Source organism: Methylomonas rhizoryzae (assembly GCF_008632455.1).
GTDB lineage: Bacteria > Pseudomonadota > Gammaproteobacteria > Methylococcales > Methylomonadaceae > Methylomonas > Methylomonas rhizoryzae.
On sequence record NZ_CP043929.1, the window covers coordinates 950,546 to 967,935 of the forward strand.

Below are 17,390 nucleotides of genomic sequence, written 5' to 3' on the forward strand. Positions count from 1 at the left end.
AGCCGTCCGCATGCCTGGTTAAATGCTCACCGTTTGTCCGCTGGCGGCCGATTTGAGCGCGGCGACAATAACGCGGCAATTTGCTTTGGCGTCGTCCAAGGATAAAAGCGGCAGTTTATCTTGCAGCACGCAGTCGCTGAAATGCTCGATTTCCAGTTTGAAGTGATTGGCCGCGGGTAAGCGCTCCTCGCCTTGGCGGCCGTCTTCGCTCCACCAGGAAATGATCGGAATATCGCCGGGCAATTGCCAAACCACATGGCATTTAAGCCCTCCCTGGCTGCCGACGATTTCGTATTCGCAGCGGCGAGCCCGCTGGAAGCTGAAATCGAACTGGGCAAAGCGACCGTCGCCGTAATCTAAAATTCCGCTGCTGGCAATATCGGCGCCGCTATCGGCGTATTTAGCCATGCAGGTAACCGCCGACGGCGCTTGCTCGAAAAACATGCGGATGACGTGTATCGCGTAACAGCCTATGTCCCACATGGCGCCGCCGCCCCGGTCGACGTGTTCGGCCAGCCGGTACATGCGGGCCGGACGCATCATGAACGAAAAGCAACTGCGTACCGAACGGACGTCGCCTATCAAGCCGGATTGGATGATTTCCATCACGCGCCGGTGTTGCGGATGAAATCGGTACATAAAGCCTTCCATGACTTTGACATCGTAGTTGCGGGCGGCTTTATCGATCGCTTCGATGTCGCTTAAAGATAATGCCATCGGTTTTTCGCATAGCACATGCTTGCGATGCGCTATTGCCCGTAACGCCCATTCGGCATGTTCGTGGTTTGCCATCGGTAAATAAACCGCTTGCACGTCCGGGTTGGTTAGCAAGGCCTCCATGTCGTCGTAAGCGTGTATGCCGGGATAGCAAGGGGCGTATTTTTTGAGCGTTTCCGCCGCGGCCCCCGGCCGCCGGCTGGCGATTGCAACCAGTTCGGCATTGTCGGCTTCTAAGATAGCGGGCAACAAACGCTCGTTGACGCGGGCTGCGCCCAGAATGCCCCAACGTAGTTTTTCGGCTTGGTTCATGATGCTCGGCTCCTGCTGATAAGTTTTATTTTCGAATCCGAGTTTGCAGGCTTAATGCCGAACAGTCAAACCCGCACGCCATTTTCGGGCAAAAGCGGCTGAGGGACGGACGCATCCCCGGCGGAACTATGTGAATTTGCGGCTAATCCAATCGGCATTGCGGTCAAGGAGGTAGTTATGAAAATGCATCCCGTAAAATCCAGCAAAATCGATGTGATCGGCTACGACGACGCGACGCACAAAATGCGGGTGTCGTTTCGGGGAGATTCCTCGTTGGATTTCTGCCACGTGCCGGAAGCGGTCTTCAACGCGTTTTTGCATGCGCGCTCTAAGAATAGGTTTTTCAAACGCCACATCTTGGGAGTTTTTCCGAGTTGAGCCTGACGCTGCCGCTTCAGTTTCCGACGGCGGCGGACGGTACAAAGCAAGCTAGCCTTCGCAACGTGTACAGGCTTACGCTGCAAGGCGTTTTTGCAACAAAAATATTTTCGTTGCAATCGGCTCCACTCCACACAGCTTTACTAGACTTACCCTGCCGTCAACTAAAAGGAATTCATTATGTCCGCATCTATCGAAAAATTATTCGACAACCTGCATAAACTCCCCCAAGTTCCCGAGGTAGTGCGAACCTTGATTAATCAACTCAACGATCCTCATGCCGAACTGCTCGATATTGTTAAAACCGTCGAAAAAGAGCAGGTGATTGCTTTGAAAGTGTTGCGTTTGGTCAACTCCGCTCACTTCGGTCTATCGCGAAAAGTCGGGTCGTTGAGTGAAGCCGTGCTGCTGATTGGCATGGGGCAGCTCAAGACGTTGGTGATTGCGTCCGGCCTGGTTGCCTCGGTGCCCAGCCTACAAAATTTCGATTTAAGGAAATTCTGGAGCACTAGTTTCAGAGCGGCCGAGTACGCCAAATGGTTCGCCGCAAGAGCCGGGGTAGACGCCGACGTGGCATTTACCGCCGGCCTGATAGGCGGCATGGGTAAGTTACTCATCCACATGGCTTACCCAAGCGAATCCAACGAAATCGAACAACACGCCAAAGCCGGCCACCTAAGCCGGCCCGACGTGGAACGAAAACGCATCGGATTTACCAACCAACAAGCGTGTGCGGAACTGTTCAGACGCTGGAAATTTGCGGACGAGTTAATCGATGCAATCAATCAATCCGCCGAACCCCTCACTTGGGAAAACCCATCCGCCTTGGCTTACGTCGTGCATCTGGCACAATTCATTAGTTATTGCATCGATTGCAATATGCCTAAAGAAACGATCGAGCAAAATTTCCCTTATCCCGTGGCCGAGAAACTCGGCCTGGACCGAGACGCGGTCGATGCCGATTTATGCGAGCTACTCCTGCTCGAATCGCCGCTGGAAGATCTCGCCGCTTAATCGTCAAGGCCGGGCAGGAACACTGTTCGATTAGAAGCGGTTTTTGATTGACGGACGTCAATACTTAACGGGGCGGCGTGTGTTCGAATGGTTTTGCCGGTAAGTCGTTAGTCTTTACGAATGCCAGGAGGTAGGGATGAAAACATCGTTATTCGATTACGACATATTGATAGACCAAGCGCGAGCGCTTTACGCCGCACTACATGCCCGCAGGGTCGCCGCCGCCGATTCCGAGCTGAGTCGATTGGAAAGCTTGTTCGAGAGGGCCGAAGCCCGTTACCAACGCCGCCTCAATCGCTGTGCAATCTGCTACCGCCTACGCAATCACGATTGCATTCGCGAGCCCGGCCGGAAATCCGTGGCTTGCCTGCGTAACGGACAGTTGCAACAGGCAGCCTGACAGCCGGCTGTTTCTTTATCCTGCCGGCCGATAGTCATTATGTGTTTCAAACGGCAACGACCCTTACAAATTCCGGCTCAGTTAGGCCGCGCTTTTACCTCATCCACCGGCTCAAAGCGGCCGTAATTCAGCAAAATAGCCGGCAGCAACAGTAAATTTAAAATGGTTGAAGACGTTAAACCGCCGATGATGATGGTTGCCATCGGCCCCATGATTTCTCGGCCGGGATTGTCGCTGTCGAATGCGACAGGCAGCATGGCTAATGCCGTAACGGAAGCCGTCATCAAAATTGACGGCAAACGCTCTTGAGCGCCCCGCAACGCGGTAGCCTGAGACCAGATTTGCCCTTCTTGTTCTATCAAATGACGATAGTGCGAAATGAGCATGATCGAATTGCGCACCGTGATTCCGAATAAGGTGACAAAGCCGACGAACGAGCCTACCGACAAGGACGCGTCGGTCACTAGCACCGCCGCAACGCCCCCGAGCAGGGCAAAGGGCAAATTCACTAAGGTTAGCGCGGTGTGGCGTATGCTCCCCAACGCCAGCGAGATAAAAATCAATACCCCGGCCCCGGCGATGAGAGCATGCACGATTAACACCCGCCGCGCTTTAGCTTGCTCCAACGCGGCGCCGATGATTTCCGGATAGCTGTCGCTACTCCACGATAGCTGTTTGAACAATTTATCCTTAAGTTCGGCGATGAAACCGTCCATGTCGCGCTGATCGACGTTACAGGTAACCGTTTGCGCTCGCAAAGCCCCTTGATGCAGAATGTTGTATCTGCCTTCGCTATGGCGGATATCGGCTATTTGACCGAGCAGCACGCGCTCGCCTTCGGCATTTTTGATAGCCAGTTGTTGCAAGGATGCGGCCCTGGAACGCAGCTCCGGCGCTAAGGTAACCGTGACGTCGACGACGCGGTTACCCTGTATGCTTTTGCCGACAATTCGACCGCCGTAGGCGGTTTCCAGTGCCGTCATCGCTTGTGCCGGCGTGATGCCGCGAAACTTCAACTTGTCCAAATCCAGTTTGATTTGCAACATCGCCGTCGCGGATTGCGAGCGTTGTTGTACGTCGATAGCGCCGGCAAGTGTGCGCATTAATTCGGCGACCCGTCCGGCTTGCTCATCTAATACCGCAAGATCGCTGCCGTAAATATTGACGACTACCGATGCGGTGTAGCCGGATATGGTTTCATCCACCCGTTCGGTCAGAAAGGTGTTGGCTTCGTAATTGATGCCGGGGAATTCGTTCAATAGGGTTCTGAGTTGATCCAGCACCCGCTGTTGTTCTCGGCCGGACAAGGGCTTAAGGCGTACTTCGTATTCGCTGTAATGGCTGCCGTAAGTGTCGGCACCGCGTTCTGCGCGTCCGGCCCATTGCGATACAGACTCCACGCCGTCTACGCCCAAAAAGCGCGCCGTCAGCAACTGCCCTATCCGTATCGATTCTTGCAGCGAGCTTCCCGGGATGCTCGCGGTATGGACGATGAAATGCCCTTCGCGCAATTCGGGTAAAAACTGATGCTCCAAGCGGGAAAACCCCCAGATGCCGGCTACGCAGGCCAGTACTCCGCATAGCATCACCATGCGAAAATGCCCGATAACCCATTGCAATTGTTGAGCGTACCCTCGCTTTAGCCAGCGCACCAAAGGTGGCTCTGCGGCCGTTAGCTGACTTTTGTTTAGCAGCAGGTGACAAAGTGCAGGCGTAAGCGTCAGCGCGGTAAGCAGCGACATCAAGATCGCCAAAATATAGGCATAGCCTAAGGGAGAAAATAAACGCCCGGTTACGCCGTCCAAGGTCAGCAAGGGTACAAACACCAAGGCAACGATGAAGCTGGCGTATACCACCGACCCTCTAACCTCAAGCGAAGCACGTTGAATGACAGTGCCGGCCGTTTCAGGGAGCAAGCGGCTTTGATTTTCGCGCAAGCGGCGAAAAATGTTTTCGGTATCGATGATGGCATCGTCTACAACTTCACCTAGCGCAATAGCCAAGCCGCCCAATACCATAATATTCAGATTGACGCCCATCTCCAACAACACGATTACCGCAGATACCAGTGATACCGGAATCGCTAATGCGGCAATCAGCGAGCTGCGAAAATTGAATAAAAACAGGTATAAAACCAGGATGACGAAGCCGCCGCCAAACAATAAATGACCGGCTAAGTTGTTAACTGCGGTCTCTATGTAATCCGCCGGACGAAACAAATGCGGAAAAAAGCGAATATCTTGCTGCTTAAACAAGGGAGCGAAGGCGGCCAATGCGGCTTCGACTTGTTTAGAGACGGACAAGGTGTTGGCGCCGAATTGGCCGATGACCATCAATACCACGCCAGGCCTGCCCATGATTTGCGCGGCGCTGATCGGCGGTTCCGCCGAATAGCGTACCTCCGCGACATCCGCCAATGTGATGTTGCCGGCGTTTAAGCGTTTTATCACCACCGAGCTGAATTGCTCGGGCGTGACTAACTGGCCTACCACTTGTAGGGTGAAACGTTGGTTGCTGTTTTCCAAAAAACCGGCGCCTTTGATTTCCGCCGCCGCAGCCGCCGCGGCGGCCACTTGCTCGATGTCTAAGTTGAAGCGTTGCAACGCCTCCGGACGTACTTGAATTTGCAGTTGCGCGACGTCGCCGCCGAATACGTTGACGTCGGCCACTCCGGGAATGGCGAGCAATCGGGGAGCGAGCGTCCAATCGACCAGACTGCGCAATTCCATCAAGGACCGGGTGTCGGAGCTCAAACCTAAAGTCATTACCGTTGCGGACGACGAGGACAGCGGTACGGCAACCGGCGTACCGATGCCGGCCGGTAATTTTTGTCCCAAACTAACCAGGCGTTCGGCGACCAATTGCCGGTTTCTATAAATATCCGTGTCGTCCGCAAACGTTGCGGTAACGATGGACAAGCCCTGAATCGACTCCGAGCGTAGGGCTTCCAAACCGATTAACGGTCTTATCGAGGTTTCTATCGGCTGGGTAACCAAAACTTCCACTTGCTCCGCAGCTAAACCGGGCGCTTCAGTCTGGATAATGACGCGTTTGGGCGAGAATTCCGGAAAGATGTCCAGTCCGGCGTCCGAAAATCGGTAAATGCCGTATGCGACTAACAGAACGGCAACGGTAACCACAATACCGGAGTAGCGAATTGAGAAACGGATTAGCGCGGCTAGCATGGCGTGGGCGAATCGGTAAAAACTCCGCTATTGTGCCTTGCTCGCCGGATTCCGGTCTAATTTAATGCCGACAAGGATTGAGTGGCCGCGGACTGGTAGTCTGCTTTCTGGGCGGGTAGATACAAAAAAGGCGTGGAGAACCACGCCTTGTTGCCGGGGTTAGCTTTCAAACATTACCAACTGAAGCTGCCGGAGGTCGCACCGCTACCGTCGTAACTGAACCCGATTTTTTCGCCGTTGGTTACCGCGAAACTGCAAGTACCGCTGGTGCTGGCCGACAAGGTTGCGCCGTAGAAGATCGCTTTGCCGGCGTTGTTGGTGGTTACGGACGATGTGCCGGATATGGTTTTAGAACTGCCTTTGGTAGGCATGTACGATCCACTCCATGTGCCGTATACCGTGGCGCCGCTGACTATGGAACCGGCCGATTCAACCGTAACGGTAGCTACGCATCTGGATTTGCCGCCGCTCAACAGTTGGCGAGTGACGTTGGTGCTTCCTACCAGCATATTGGCGTCGGAAGCTGCTTGAATGACAGTGATGGTTTGAGTTGAACTGTTTTTCAGACCGGTATTATCGGTTACTGTCAAGGTAGCGGTATAGTTTCCGGGGGTGTTGTAAGTATGATTGGCGCTGGAACCCGTTGCATTGGTAGAGCCGTCGCCGAAGTTCCAATCGAATCCGACAATGGAACCGTCTTGATCGTACGAACTGTTGCCATTGAAAGAGGCCGTCAACGGACCATCCCCTTCGGTAGGCGTGGCCGACATCACTGCGGTCGGTGCCATCATAGAAACCGTGCTTTTCGGATAGCTACCGGTTATTTGGTACTGGCCCAAGCTAGCGTAATCCGAATATCCGGTGGTCAAATCGCCGTAACCCACGCCGTCGATGCGCAAATAGAATTGTCCTGATCCTAACGTCGCGCTGATAGAAGCCGACAAGCTGGTGGCCGGATTGGCGCTAGCAACCACTTTTCCGGCAGAATCCAACAATTCTACGGAAATATCCAGGTTAGAACCGGATGCAATGGTACCGGAGGCTACATTGAACTGCACTGCACCGCCATCGGTATAAAAAGTGAACATGTCCAAGTCCGTTCTGCGTTCTATCACGCCGGTTTGCACCACGGCGTTAGCGTCGCCAGCCAATGGCGCGGCGTTTGCCAGCGTATCGGCGAAATCATCGGCGCGTAGCGGAGTTCCGGCAGCGCTGATGACTGCAATGTCGTCTTGCAAATTGTTGGCATTGGGATATTCGCCCTTACTCCATTGGGTGGCCGGTTTGTAATAACCGGAGCCCATAATCGGCGCCCATCCGGTAGCTCCGCTACCATGGCCTGCGTAGTAAGTGACGCTGGAATTGCCGTCATGGGTTAAATTCAAATTGTGGCCCACCTCGTGCGATACCGCTTCAGCCACGTATTTAGGCGCACCATTGCCCAATTTATCGAAAAATACCCAAGCTGGCCGGTAGTAATCCGGATTCGACGAAGAGTAGTAGGAAAATACGTTTAGATAAGCAATGCCGCCGCAGGATTGGCTGCATAATTCCGGCATCGAACGGGTAATGACGGCTCTAGTGCCGTATTGAGCATCCGAGCTACTGGTTCGTTGCAAGGCATCGGCGCTCGGTTCTTCGGTGGTGACGTCTACATCAAAGGGTGCGTAATCTTCCGCCACCCGTTGCCAGATTTCTTTAACTTTACTTAATTCGCCCGAACTAAATGTGCCGGGAACTCCGTCGGTGTCGTAAGCTTGCGCGTTTAGCGTGCCGCTATTCCAGGCGGTGCTGCTTGCGGCATGACCGTTGAAATCCAGGTAAATCACCCGATTCGATCCGGGTTTACTGTGCAATGCGAAGGCGTCGGTTCCGGATGCAATGGTATTAAAGGTATCGGTAGAACTTACCGTTGCCGCCTGTTCAAAATCAGTAGCGCCACTTTTTTTAGGGCCGGGGACAGTAGGGGCCGCGGCTTGATTCTCTTCTTCAACATATAGCAGGCGGCCGCTTTCGTCTATCCATGCGCTTGAATCGGTACGTAATATTTCGGTCAGTTTTTCAGCCGACATATCGTAGGCTTTAGCCACCTCAGGCAATCTTTCGCCCAAAGCATCGATAGCCGCTTGCCCGTTCGCTTTAGATTTTAAGCTGATTTGCGGAAACGGAGTTTCCGCATCATTATTCGCCACAAGAGTATTAGCAGCGTTCGCGGAGCTTTGCGCATTGGCGCGAACCACGGAGAGGGGCTGTTGCAATCCCGAACCGTTTAAGCCGGAAACGATCGCTTCTACGCTACCGTCGAGTTGAGCGGTTAATGCATAGTTATAACCAAGCAGCGCTTGCCGGGCGGTTTGAACATCGAAAAAATGTAAACGCTCGATTGGAAATTGGACTGGCGCATTTGCGAAAGCGTCGTTAAATACCGTGTGATGGGCCTGTGTTTGAGCAAATGCCGTTGATGTGTCGCTTACCAGAGCCGTGAATACGGCAGATACGATAAAAGTTGTTCTGTTCATAGTCTTCTGTCCGCTTGATTGGGTAAAGAGTGGGTATGTCTTTGCCAAGATGTTTTTTTTATTTGGTCGGGGCTTAGTAAACGAAAAACGGTGCGTGTAATCTGTGAATTACTTTTCAGTCGGCCACAGCCGTATGGCGGCGCAAGCGAATTGCGCATCAATTTGTGCGACGTTGCTTATTTATATTTATAAAACAACACTTTGAGTCGCTTTAAGCACAATTCTTTGCGCAATCCGGCAGAATTGGACTAAACCGCTTAAAACAGCACGGGGCAAATGGGGTTCTTGATGAAATATCCGAAATAGTTCGCGCTTTTTGGAGGCAGGAACCGGATTGGCGGCCTGACGAATCATGGGTAGAGCAAATTATCAGTTAGCAATATGACGACAATACGAGTGCGATTAGGCTATCGCATTCGGTAACTCACGAAGGCTGCTTCGACGAAACATATTGATAACGGGGACTAAAGCATCCGCTCTCGCAAAAATAGGATCTTTGAACCGGTAAAAATGATGTCAACACAAAACCATTCGTTCGATTACCAACTCAACATGATCTCAATTTTTTAGATATTAATCCAGATACTGGCGGCGTGACAGGTTTTCGTCCGGCAGCAGTTTCATCGGGCTTTGATGGTGAAGGCATGGCGTTCCGGCCGGCGGCGAACTGTAGTGGTCTAATAAAAATGGCCACCCTGGGCCAAGGCGTGATCAGTCCATTTCACCATGTCTGAATATCTCGCAACACCTGTTCCGCGGGTGTGGCCTTGCCTTGTGCGGCATCCTGTTGACCGCGTCGGATATTTTCCTGCACATAAAGCCGGTATTTGCTATACATTTGTCCGACTTCGTTTTTGCTTAGCCGTTTCAACATTCAAGGATGCTGTCATGCTTATTCGTCATTCCATTGTTACCGCCAGTGCCGTCATCGCGGTTGCCGGCCTAACCTCCGCCTGCTCGTTGTTCGAAAGTTCGTCCGACAGTTCCGCGGGAATTTTTAATCTCGTGTCGAGCCCGCTTACTTCCAGTTCCGATTCTTCGTTGACCAAACAGGAGCGTTACGAAAACGACATCGCCAACTATACCGCTCAATTCGTCGAATCCGATCACGGCACGTTGGATAATTTTCGCGCCGATGTCGGCGAAATGGCACAGGAATACGGCATCACCGATTGGGAGAACGATCGTAACACCTTTATCGGCATCGGCCGCGGGCTCAAAAAAGCCAAGTTGGGCAGACCGCAAATTTCCGCATTCAGCGAAAGTCTGACCAACAAAGATCCTTTAAAAATGCAAATCATCGACGAAGGGCTAAAAAAATAGGCTTGCCTGTTTGGGTTAAGGCCGCAGTGCGCGTATCCGGCTTGTTGTTACGCGCCTGTCTGTGCGCGGCCATTGCCGCTTGTACTCAGGTACGGGCAGCCACATTCGACTTTTTATATATCGAAGCTAACGAAGGCTTGGCCAGCGGCGGCCATGCGGCCTTGCGTTTCGGCGACCGGGTTTATCATTTCCAACACGAGGACTCCGGCTGGCTGCAGCTATACCGAGATAGTTTTTCGGCTTTCCGTTTTCAATATGCAGACCGGGAGAATCGACCCATCCATGGTCATAGCATTCAGGTCGACGCCGATTTTCTCGGCTTTTTACAAGATCATTTCGATCGCTTGTTATTAAGCCAACGCCGGCAATTGGCTAATTTGGCAAACACCCGCGACGGCCTCAGTTTAATCGATGGATTATCCAAACAAGATCGCCATGCGCTGATCGATTTACAAGGCGCCGGTTATTTCCGGCAGCATTACAGGCCCACGGAAACCGATAGTCCGCCGCGCACGCAGTCGAGTGCCTTGCTCAGCGAAGTCACATTGTTGGCAGAGCGCAGCGACGGCGCGGGATTCATCCAACGCAAACGGCTAAACGTGTTGCACGAGTTGTTGACTTTGACGCCGGAATCCGGCGCCTCGCCCGGAGAGAGCGAAGCGGAACATTCGACTAACGCGCCACTGCCTTTCGTGCAACGCTATCGCTACCAATTAACGAAACTAGCCGCATTAGACGTATTGCAAGCAGCCGTCCCGCCGCGCCCGGAAAGCATGCTAAGTCTGGCCGGGCAAACGCCGCGATTGACAGATGCACAGCACCGCGCGTTGGGCGATTTTCGCGAGCGCTTGATTCAAGACGCGCTTCGCCTATTGCATAGCGAACGCCCCGATTGGGGCTATCCACTTTTGGTGGTTTTGGCCAGATTGCACGCAGTCGACGCATCGTTACAAACGGGTTATCCGGTGGTGTTGTCCCGCCTGATCGACAACGCCGATGCCGGCCCGGTGCCGGAATATAAATTTGCTGCCTTATTGCAACGCGGGCTGCAAACAGTTGCGCACGCTGCTGCCGGGCTGGCTGCGGCCCGGTTACCCGACGAGCGGAGCTATGCCGATTGGGAAATGAGCGTCAATGCGCTATGGCAGGTATTGCATGCCGCAACCGGCACTTTGGCCGTTTCAGCGTTGACCCATACGCCGGCGCTCGCCGCCGAAAGCGAATTACTGCCCAGTGTACATTCCGCAGACGCGCTAAGGGAATATGGAAACCGCTTGCAAAATCAGCTTGATAAGCAGATTGCCGACCTGGATCGGCGCTATCGGTATCGAATTCTGACCCACAATTGCGTCACCGAAATTTTCCGCCAGCTCAATGCTGCCGCTTCCGACTATCATGCCAACCGGCACGCGGTTTCGCTAAGCGAGGCGGAAGCCGCAACAGATATATTCGGCGGATACATCCCGCCGGCAGGATGGGATTTCATTCCCAACCAGGCATTTTCCCAAGTCGGCTCGGAATATCGCATCACCGGCAGTTACCGCATTTCACCCTATCGCGAGCGCGCATTGGCTGCCATGGCCGCTAATGCGGATTTTTGGCGCGGCTTAAGGGAAGCCAATACGCTAACGTCTGGTGTGTATCGTTGGAACGAAACCGACGCAGTCTTCTTGTTTTTTACGCAAGACTCTATTTGGTTCAGGCCGCTACAAGGCGGTTTAAATTTAGCCGCAGCGGCCGGCGAAAGCCTGTTCGGCTTGTTCAGTTGGCCTTGGGACGACGGCAGGCACTTACAACACAGTCTCAAGGGCGCCGCGGTCAGCTTGCCGGAATTGTTGTTTTTCAACATTCGCAAAGGCTCGTTTCCGGATTTACTCGGGGATGGTCCTGTCAACATGGCCGTGAACACGCCATAAATTATCGTGCCCGGTATGGCAGGCAATCGTTATACGCAAAGCGCGGACAGGCGCCTTGGTGCCTAACTATGTGGCCATGGACCGGGCGCTCAAGCCGCGAAAAAACGCCGGGTAGCAAAAATTTGCGGCGAAAAACGTTTGCCTTGCCAGGACAAGCTACGCTTCAACACGAAATCGAAACGGAAAGGGTGATAATCCTGCAAAGCTTGCAGCGGCGCGACGGCGTCTTCGGCTAACAAACCCGCTGTAGCGAAGGAGGCCGGCGAAATCAGCGGCAAAATGCCGGTCAAAGGATAATCCGAGCCGTACAGCAAGCGGGGGTGCCAAGCCGTTTCGCTAAGCAGCGTTTTGATGACGTTCGCATCGCGGTTGCGCAATATTATTGCCGAAATGTCGCCGAACAGCTGAGCGTGCCATTGGGATTGCGTCATCATGTGCGCGAATAAGTCGAAACTTCTGACGTGCTTGCCGTTGTCGTCTCTATCGCTGCCTATGCTGGCGCAGTGGGCGACCACGACCCGCACGCCGGCATCCAAAGCCCTTCGCAGACGTAGCGGATTGCCGAACTCCGGTCGGTCGGCACCGGTTACGGCCTTTTCTTCCCCACTATGACTGATGACGGGGATGTCCAGAGCCGCGGCGGCTCGATAAAAGCGATCGCACAGCGGCGAGGCCGGGTCTATGCCCATCGCCGGCGGCAGCCATTTAACCGCACGGGCGCCGTTTTTTACCGCTTGTTGCAACGCTTGTACGCAATCCTGCCGATAGGGATGAATACTGGCTACCCATTCCAGCCGGTCCGGGTAGCGTTGCGCAAGGGTTTGGGCATAGGCATTGGGTACGTAAAAAAATGAATGGACGTGATCCGCGTCGCCGGCCGCGCCATGGGTGCGGTCGAAGGCATACAGCATGGCTTTGGCACCGGTAGGCATGCTGTCCAGCAATGCCAACAGGCGATTCAGATAGCCCAGGTCCTGCCCGCCGGGACGGCCGGTACACGCCGCGTTGGAGTAAGCCCGGTATTGCAGCGATTGCAGCGGATGTAACAGCGGTTGTCTCATGGCGGGATTGAGTTCAATCCCGCTGTCGCCGTCGCCGGAGCCTAGAATATGCACGTGGCAATCCCACCACTCGTTCGGGTCTATCCCCTGCCAAGCTTCGGTTTCCAAGGCGGAGGCCGGCGCTTGGCGCGGATCCAGGCATTGATTGCTCAGTCGCCACCATCCTTGGGCTGCCGGGCTGCAAGCCGTCAAACCCAGGCCGGCCATGCTCAAAAAGCGGCGGCGCGAAACCTGGTGCGGCTGTTCAGGCGAGGTTGAGCTAGGCATTTTATCCTTGTATACGGGCTTATAGCATCGCTTGTATAGATTCAGGCTATCCGCTATATATTGGGCGCATTTCAACATTCGGTGGCCGCTTTGTCCGGCGAGGAAGCCTGGCTACGTCCTGCTAGGTTGTGCATCAGCCGCCATGCCGCTCAATATCCGGTAGGAGATCGACAGTGCAATTTAAAGATTATTACCAGATTTTAGGCGTAAATCGGGATGCGGCGGTAGAGGACATCAAAAAAGCCTATCGTAAACTGGCCCGCAAGTATCACCCGGATATTTCCAAAGAAGCCAACGCTGAAGCGCGGATGAAAGAAGTCAACGAAGCTTACGCGGTATTGTCCGATACCGAGAAGCGGGCGGCTTATGACCAGTTGGGGCGCGGCTATCGGCCCGGTCAGGAATTTCATCCTCCGCCCGATTGGGATGCCGGTTTCGAGTTTTCCACTACTGATGCCGGCGACTTCGGCGATTTTTTCAGCCAATTGTTCGGGCGCATGGGAGCGGGCAGGCGTCAAACCGGTCCGTTTGCAAGCGGCGGCTCGGTTCACGGCCGCGGCGAAGACCATCATGCCAAAGTATTGCTGGATATTGAAGACGCCTTTAGCGGTGCCACCCGGCAAGTGAGTCTGCGGGTGCCGCGTCTCGATGCGCAAGGCCGAGTCGGTTTGGACAATCGCACGTTGAACGTCAAAATTCCCAAAGGCGTGCACGAAGGCCAAATAATCCGCTTGGCCGGCCAAGGAGCGCCGGGATTGGGTAGCGGCAAGCCGGGCGATTTGTTGCTGGAAGTGCATTTCAACCCGCATAAGTCGTTGCGCGTCGACGCTGCCAATCTGCACATGAGTTTGCCGGTCAGTCCTTGGGAAGCCGCACTGGGCGCGGCGATTTCGGTCAATTTATTCTCGACAGTGCTGAAAGTACGCATACCGGCCGGCACGCAGAGCGGTCAGCAGTTACGCTTGCGTGGCCAAGGGATACCCAGTACGCCGCCCGGGGATCTGTTTTTGGACATTCAGGTATTGTTGCCGCCCGCGACTAGCGCTAAAGCGCGGGAAATCTATGAAACAATGGCGCGGGAACTGGCATTCGATCCGCGCGCAGACAGGAGGATATAAGCGATGCCGGAAGCGAAGCAGGTGATAGACGCCATACTCGAAGCAGGCGGATTGACTTTACAACAACTGGCCCAATTATCAGAGGTAGAGCCGGAATGGATTAGCCGGCATATAGCCGAAGGTTTATTGTCGCCCGGCAAGGAACAGGCCGGAGAATGGCGATTTTCCAGTGCCAGCTTGTTAAGAATACGCCGCATCGTCAGCCTGGAGCGCGATTTCGAAGCCGTACCGGAACTGGCGGCACTGGTTGCCGACTTGGAAGAAGAAATCGCTATTTTGCGCAAGCGTTTGCAGCGGGCCGGGCTGGATTGATCCGGATGCGCGTGTCTGGGGCCGCCATCGCAAGGCAGGACTTTGTTTTTAAGTTTTCCGATCAGGGGGAAATGGCATGAGCGAATTACTCCACTTGGCTTGTCCGCACTGTTTGGCGGTCAACCGTCTGCCGGCCGAACGGTTGGCGCAAGGACCTAAATGCGGTGTGTGCCATAGGGCTCTGTTTGACGGTCATCCGATTGCATTGAATGCGGAAGGGTTCGACAAACAACTGCAGCACAATGCGCTTCCGTTGCTGGTGGATTTTTGGGCGGATTGGTGCGGGCCGTGCAAAATGATGGCGCCGGCTTTCGCCCAAGCGGCTCGGACCTTGGAGCCGCGTATGCGGCTGGCCAAGGTCGATACCGAGGCGGAGCCGGAACTGGCCGCCCGTTACGCTATCCGCAGTATTCCCACGCTGATTTTGTTTCGCGGCGGCCGGGAAGTGGCGCGGCAGGCCGGCGCCATGGCGGCCGGCGATATTGTCAACTGGGCATTGCGTTCTCAATGAGCTTGCCGGCGGTTGGTTTTTACTGCGCCCGAATCGGGGTTGCGCTCGATGGATGATAGAATCGGCGCTTTCTTCAAACGGATTGATTTTGCAATGCTGAAACGTGTTTCTCTAGCCTTGGCGTCTTTTTGCTTGGCCACTTCAGGGGCGGTTGCCGAACCTGAGGACGATTGGTCGGTCTGGCTAAACAGCACCTTGCAAACCGATTTCGGCGGCAGCCCCTATCTAGCTTATTTGGAGTTGGCGCCGCGTACCAAGAACGACAACGGCGAATTTGCCCAGATGATTGTGCGACCGCTGTTGGGATACAAAATCACGCCGAAATTGCAAGTGTGGGCCGGCTACACCTGGCAGGGCGAATACAGCAAAGATAACGATTTTGACATGGCGACTCACGATGCCGTGCAGCAATTGCAGTGGATCGACAACTGGACGCCGCAGCTCAACTTCCAGTACCGGTTTCGAGTGGAACAGCGTTTTTTCGCCGACGAAGCCGATGCCGGACATCGCATGCGTCATCGTTTGCGTTGGCTGTATTCATTGCCCGCCAGCCAGGCCTATCTGATTGCGCTGGACGAATTGTTCGTGTATTTCAACTCTATCGACGAAGGACCGAGAGCGCATTCGGTTCAAACCGGCGTCAACCAAAATCGAAGTTATGTCGGAGTCGGTTACAAATTAACGCCCAAGATCAATGTCGACACCGGCTATCAATTGCACTATGTGCATAATTACGGCACGCCGGATTTGTTGAACCATGTTTGGTTGACCAATTTCAACCTCAACTTTTAGTCGGCAGCCGAAAGCCGGCGGTTTTTATGCGGACATTGCGCTTCGAACGCGCAGTGCGTCGCGTATTTGATAAGTGAGTTTTTATGCCTAAATTACGATTAGTTGCTTTGACTTTGCTGTGGTTTTCCCTACCTCTGCATGCCGAAACCGTCGGTTGCGTTACCACCAGTTGGAAGTTGATCGGCGCCAATCACAAAGTTTGCGTCGAGGCGTTCGCCGACCCGGATATTGCTGGAGTTACCTGTCACGTCAGCCAGGCCAAAACCGGCGGTATTTCCGGTGCCTTGGGCGTGGCGCAGGACCCGTCACAGTTCTCGTTGTCTTGCCAGCAAACCGGGCCGATTCAATTACCCGGCAAGATGCCGGAGCAAAAGGAAGTATTTTCGGAAGGCACGTCGTTGTTATTCAAGGAAACCAAGGTCATACGCTTGTGGGACGAGGCACACAACAGCTTGGTGTACTTGGCGATCAGCCGCAAGATCATCGAAGGGGCGCCGGCTAACAGCATCTCGACGGTGGCTGTTAGGCCTTGGGGTGGCGGCGGGCAATGAGTCAGGAATTACCCCGTGCGGCCGAAGAACGGATTGCGGTGAGTCTGAAAACCCTGATCGATCTGGCTCAACCGGCTGCCGCGCTGAAACTTCAGCCTGGCCGGATACGCGCGGCGCAAAGCGGCAATTATTTGTCCGGTTTCAAGGGGCGCGGCATGGCGTTTTTGGAAACCCGGTTGTACCAGCCGGGAGACGACGTGCGGCGCATGGATTGGCGGGTGACCGCGCGCACCGGCAAAGCGCACAGCAAGATTTTTGCCGAAGAACGCGAGCGACCATTGTTTATTTCGGTGGATTACCGGGCCTGCATGGCTTTTGCCAGCCGGGGAGTGTTCAAGCGTGTGCAAGCCGCTAAATTGGCCGCATTGCTGGCTTGGAGCGGCTTGAAACAAGGCGACCGTATCGGCGGGCAAATATTCGGTGAAGCCGGGTGCATGGAATTGAAGCCGCGCAACGGCAAAGCAGCCTTGCTGCGTTTTCTGAATGCCTTGGTACAACCGGTTTATACGAGTGTCGGCGCGGAAGGCTCCAGTGTCTTGGAGCGGGCTTTGGTTCGCTTGCAACACCATGCCCACCCCGGGAGTCGGGTGTATGTGATCAGCGACTTTCGCGGTTTGACGACCGGCGTTGAAAGCCACTTGACCTTGCTGTCCCGGCACTGCGAAGTAATATTGCTGCAAGTCTACGATGCCCTGGAAACGCAATTGCCGCAAACCGGCCGCTACCGGTTTACCGACAAAATACGCGATTTGGTCGTGGACAGCGGCGACATTGGCCTGAGACAGGAATATGGCCGACGCTTCGAGCAGCGTCAGGCCCGATTGATGCAGCTGTGTCAAAAATTGAGTTTAACCTTACTGACTTGCGACACCCGGCAATTGCCGCAACAAGTGCTCAGTGTCCATGCGTTGTCCACTCAGTCGAATAAAAGCGTGCGAATTTAGGTGTTGGCTGGTGTTGCGTCGTGTAAATGTGGCTCGAGTTTGATCCGTTTCTACCTACGTTGGATATAGG

Annotated in this window: 16 protein-coding genes; 11 read left to right on the plus strand and 5 right to left on the minus strand. The window is 54.3% G+C overall.

Features of this window, described 5'->3' with window-relative positions:
- Positions 1-18: 18 nt before the first annotated feature.
- The gene (locus tag F1E05_RS04445; RefSeq protein ID WP_150047103.1) at positions 19-1,029 is read right to left on the minus strand and encodes a Gfo/Idh/MocA family protein; all 1,011 of its coding nucleotides are present in this window, start codon (positions 1,027-1,029) and stop codon (positions 19-21) included.
- Between the two features lie 177 nt (positions 1,030-1,206).
- Between F1E05_RS04445 and F1E05_RS04450 the strand changes: the two genes are divergently transcribed.
- The 3 genes from F1E05_RS04450 (at position 1,207) to F1E05_RS04460 (ending at position 2,821) form a co-directional block, all read left to right on the plus strand.
- On the plus strand, positions 1,207-1,407 hold the full coding sequence (locus F1E05_RS04450) for a KTSC domain-containing protein (protein WP_150047105.1): 201 nt from the start codon (positions 1,207-1,209) through the stop codon (positions 1,405-1,407).
- 180 nt (positions 1,408-1,587) lie between these two features.
- Positions 1,588-2,421 (plus strand): HDOD domain-containing protein, encoded by an 834-nt coding sequence (locus tag F1E05_RS04455; protein WP_150047107.1) that lies wholly within the window; start codon positions 1,588-1,590, stop codon positions 2,419-2,421.
- A 136-nt stretch (positions 2,422-2,557) separates the two neighbouring features.
- Positions 2,558-2,821: a hypothetical protein gene (locus F1E05_RS04460; protein WP_150047109.1), complete on the plus strand. Its 264-nt coding sequence runs from the start codon at positions 2,558-2,560 to the stop codon at positions 2,819-2,821.
- Between the two features lie 77 nt (positions 2,822-2,898).
- Here the strand turns inward: F1E05_RS04460 and F1E05_RS04465 are convergent, their stop codons facing one another.
- From F1E05_RS04465 to F1E05_RS20200, 3 genes are all read right to left on the minus strand, one after another.
- Positions 2,899-6,006 carry an efflux RND transporter permease subunit gene (locus F1E05_RS04465; protein WP_150047110.1) on the minus strand — a complete coding sequence of 1,036 codons (3,108 nt, stop codon included), beginning with the start codon at positions 6,004-6,006 and terminating at the stop codon, positions 2,899-2,901.
- Between the two features lie 173 nt (positions 6,007-6,179).
- Entirely contained in the window at positions 6,180-8,525 is a 2,346-nt protein-coding gene (locus F1E05_RS04470) for a PKD domain-containing protein (RefSeq protein WP_150047112.1), read from the minus strand.
- A 721-nt stretch (positions 8,526-9,246) separates the two neighbouring features.
- The gene (locus tag F1E05_RS20200; RefSeq protein ID WP_190303341.1) at positions 9,247-9,399 is read right to left on the minus strand and encodes a hypothetical protein; all 153 of its coding nucleotides are present in this window, start codon (positions 9,397-9,399) and stop codon (positions 9,247-9,249) included.
- Between the two features lie 14 nt (positions 9,400-9,413).
- Here F1E05_RS20200 and F1E05_RS04475 point away from each other — a divergent pair, with 14 nt between their 5' ends.
- Both F1E05_RS04475 and F1E05_RS04480 read left to right on the plus strand, forming a co-directional pair.
- Positions 9,414-9,848 (plus strand): putative lipoprotein, encoded by a 435-nt coding sequence (locus F1E05_RS04475; protein ID WP_190303247.1) that lies wholly within the window; start codon positions 9,414-9,416, stop codon positions 9,846-9,848.
- Positions 9,849-9,850: 2 nt separating this feature from the next.
- A complete protein-coding gene (locus F1E05_RS04480; protein WP_150047116.1) occupies positions 9,851-11,764 on the plus strand; it encodes a hypothetical protein in 1,914 nt (637 codons plus the stop codon).
- Positions 11,765-11,853: 89 nt separating this feature from the next.
- Here the strand turns inward: F1E05_RS04480 and F1E05_RS04485 are convergent, their stop codons facing one another.
- Positions 11,854-13,092: an amidohydrolase family protein gene (locus F1E05_RS04485; RefSeq protein WP_150047117.1), complete on the minus strand. Its 1,239-nt coding sequence runs from the start codon at positions 13,090-13,092 to the stop codon at positions 11,854-11,856.
- A 173-nt stretch (positions 13,093-13,265) separates the two neighbouring features.
- Between F1E05_RS04485 and F1E05_RS04490 the strand changes: the two genes are divergently transcribed.
- The 6 genes from F1E05_RS04490 (at position 13,266) to F1E05_RS04515 (ending at position 17,320) form a co-directional block, all read left to right on the plus strand.
- Positions 13,266-14,210, plus strand: coding sequence for a DnaJ C-terminal domain-containing protein (locus F1E05_RS04490; RefSeq protein WP_150047119.1), 945 nt, complete (start codon positions 13,266-13,268; stop codon positions 14,208-14,210).
- 3 nt (positions 14,211-14,213) lie between these two features.
- Positions 14,214-14,522, plus strand: a complete 309-nt coding sequence (locus F1E05_RS04495; protein ID WP_150047121.1) for a chaperone modulator CbpM — start codon at positions 14,214-14,216, stop codon at positions 14,520-14,522.
- A 76-nt stretch (positions 14,523-14,598) separates the two neighbouring features.
- Positions 14,599-15,033 (plus strand): thioredoxin TrxC, encoded by a 435-nt coding sequence (trxC, locus tag F1E05_RS04500; RefSeq protein WP_150047123.1) that lies wholly within the window; start codon positions 14,599-14,601, stop codon positions 15,031-15,033.
- A gap of 93 nt (positions 15,034-15,126) precedes the next feature.
- Positions 15,127-15,825: a DUF2490 domain-containing protein gene (locus F1E05_RS04505; RefSeq protein WP_150047125.1), complete on the plus strand. Its 699-nt coding sequence runs from the start codon at positions 15,127-15,129 to the stop codon at positions 15,823-15,825.
- 83 nt (positions 15,826-15,908) lie between these two features.
- Entirely contained in the window at positions 15,909-16,376 is a 468-nt protein-coding gene (locus tag F1E05_RS04510) for a CreA family protein (RefSeq protein ID WP_150047127.1), read from the plus strand.
- Positions 16,373-17,320: a DUF58 domain-containing protein gene (locus tag F1E05_RS04515; protein ID WP_150047129.1), complete on the plus strand. Its 948-nt coding sequence runs from the start codon at positions 16,373-16,375 to the stop codon at positions 17,318-17,320. Before F1E05_RS04510 ends, F1E05_RS04515 begins: the two co-directional genes overlap by 4 nt.
- Positions 17,321-17,390 lie beyond the last annotated feature (70 nt).

What these genes read in the sequence shown, in the direction of transcription:
- F1E05_RS04445 (WP_150047103.1), bottom strand. Translation starts at nt 1,029, where the DNA reads ATGAACCAAGCCGAAAAACTACGTTGGGGCATTCTGGGCGCAGCCCGC.
- F1E05_RS04450 (WP_150047105.1), top strand. Translation starts at nt 1,207, where the DNA reads ATGAAAATGCATCCCGTAAAATCCAGCAAAATCGATGTGATCGGCTAC.
- F1E05_RS04455 (WP_150047107.1), top strand. Translation starts at nt 1,588, where the DNA reads ATGTCCGCATCTATCGAAAAATTATTCGACAACCTGCATAAACTCCCC.
- F1E05_RS04460 (WP_150047109.1), top strand. Translation starts at nt 2,558, where the DNA reads ATGAAAACATCGTTATTCGATTACGACATATTGATAGACCAAGCGCGA.
- F1E05_RS04465 (WP_150047110.1), bottom strand. Translation starts at nt 6,006, where the DNA reads ATGCTAGCCGCGCTAATCCGTTTCTCAATTCGCTACTCCGGTATTGTG.
- F1E05_RS04470 (WP_150047112.1), bottom strand. Translation starts at nt 8,525, where the DNA reads ATGAACAGAACAACTTTTATCGTATCTGCCGTATTCACGGCTCTGGTA.
- F1E05_RS20200 (WP_190303341.1), bottom strand. Translation starts at nt 9,399, where the DNA reads ATGTTGAAACGGCTAAGCAAAAACGAAGTCGGACAAATGTATAGCAAA.
- F1E05_RS04475 (WP_190303247.1), top strand. Translation starts at nt 9,414, where the DNA reads ATGCTTATTCGTCATTCCATTGTTACCGCCAGTGCCGTCATCGCGGTT.
- F1E05_RS04485 (WP_150047117.1), bottom strand. Translation starts at nt 13,092, where the DNA reads ATGCCTAGCTCAACCTCGCCTGAACAGCCGCACCAGGTTTCGCGCCGC.
- F1E05_RS04495 (WP_150047121.1), top strand. Translation starts at nt 14,214, where the DNA reads ATGCCGGAAGCGAAGCAGGTGATAGACGCCATACTCGAAGCAGGCGGA.
- trxC (WP_150047123.1), top strand. Translation starts at nt 14,599, where the DNA reads ATGAGCGAATTACTCCACTTGGCTTGTCCGCACTGTTTGGCGGTCAAC.
- F1E05_RS04505 (WP_150047125.1), top strand. Translation starts at nt 15,127, where the DNA reads ATGCTGAAACGTGTTTCTCTAGCCTTGGCGTCTTTTTGCTTGGCCACT.
- F1E05_RS04510 (WP_150047127.1), top strand. Translation starts at nt 15,909, where the DNA reads ATGCCTAAATTACGATTAGTTGCTTTGACTTTGCTGTGGTTTTCCCTA.
- F1E05_RS04515 (WP_150047129.1), top strand. Translation starts at nt 16,373, where the DNA reads ATGAGTCAGGAATTACCCCGTGCGGCCGAAGAACGGATTGCGGTGAGT.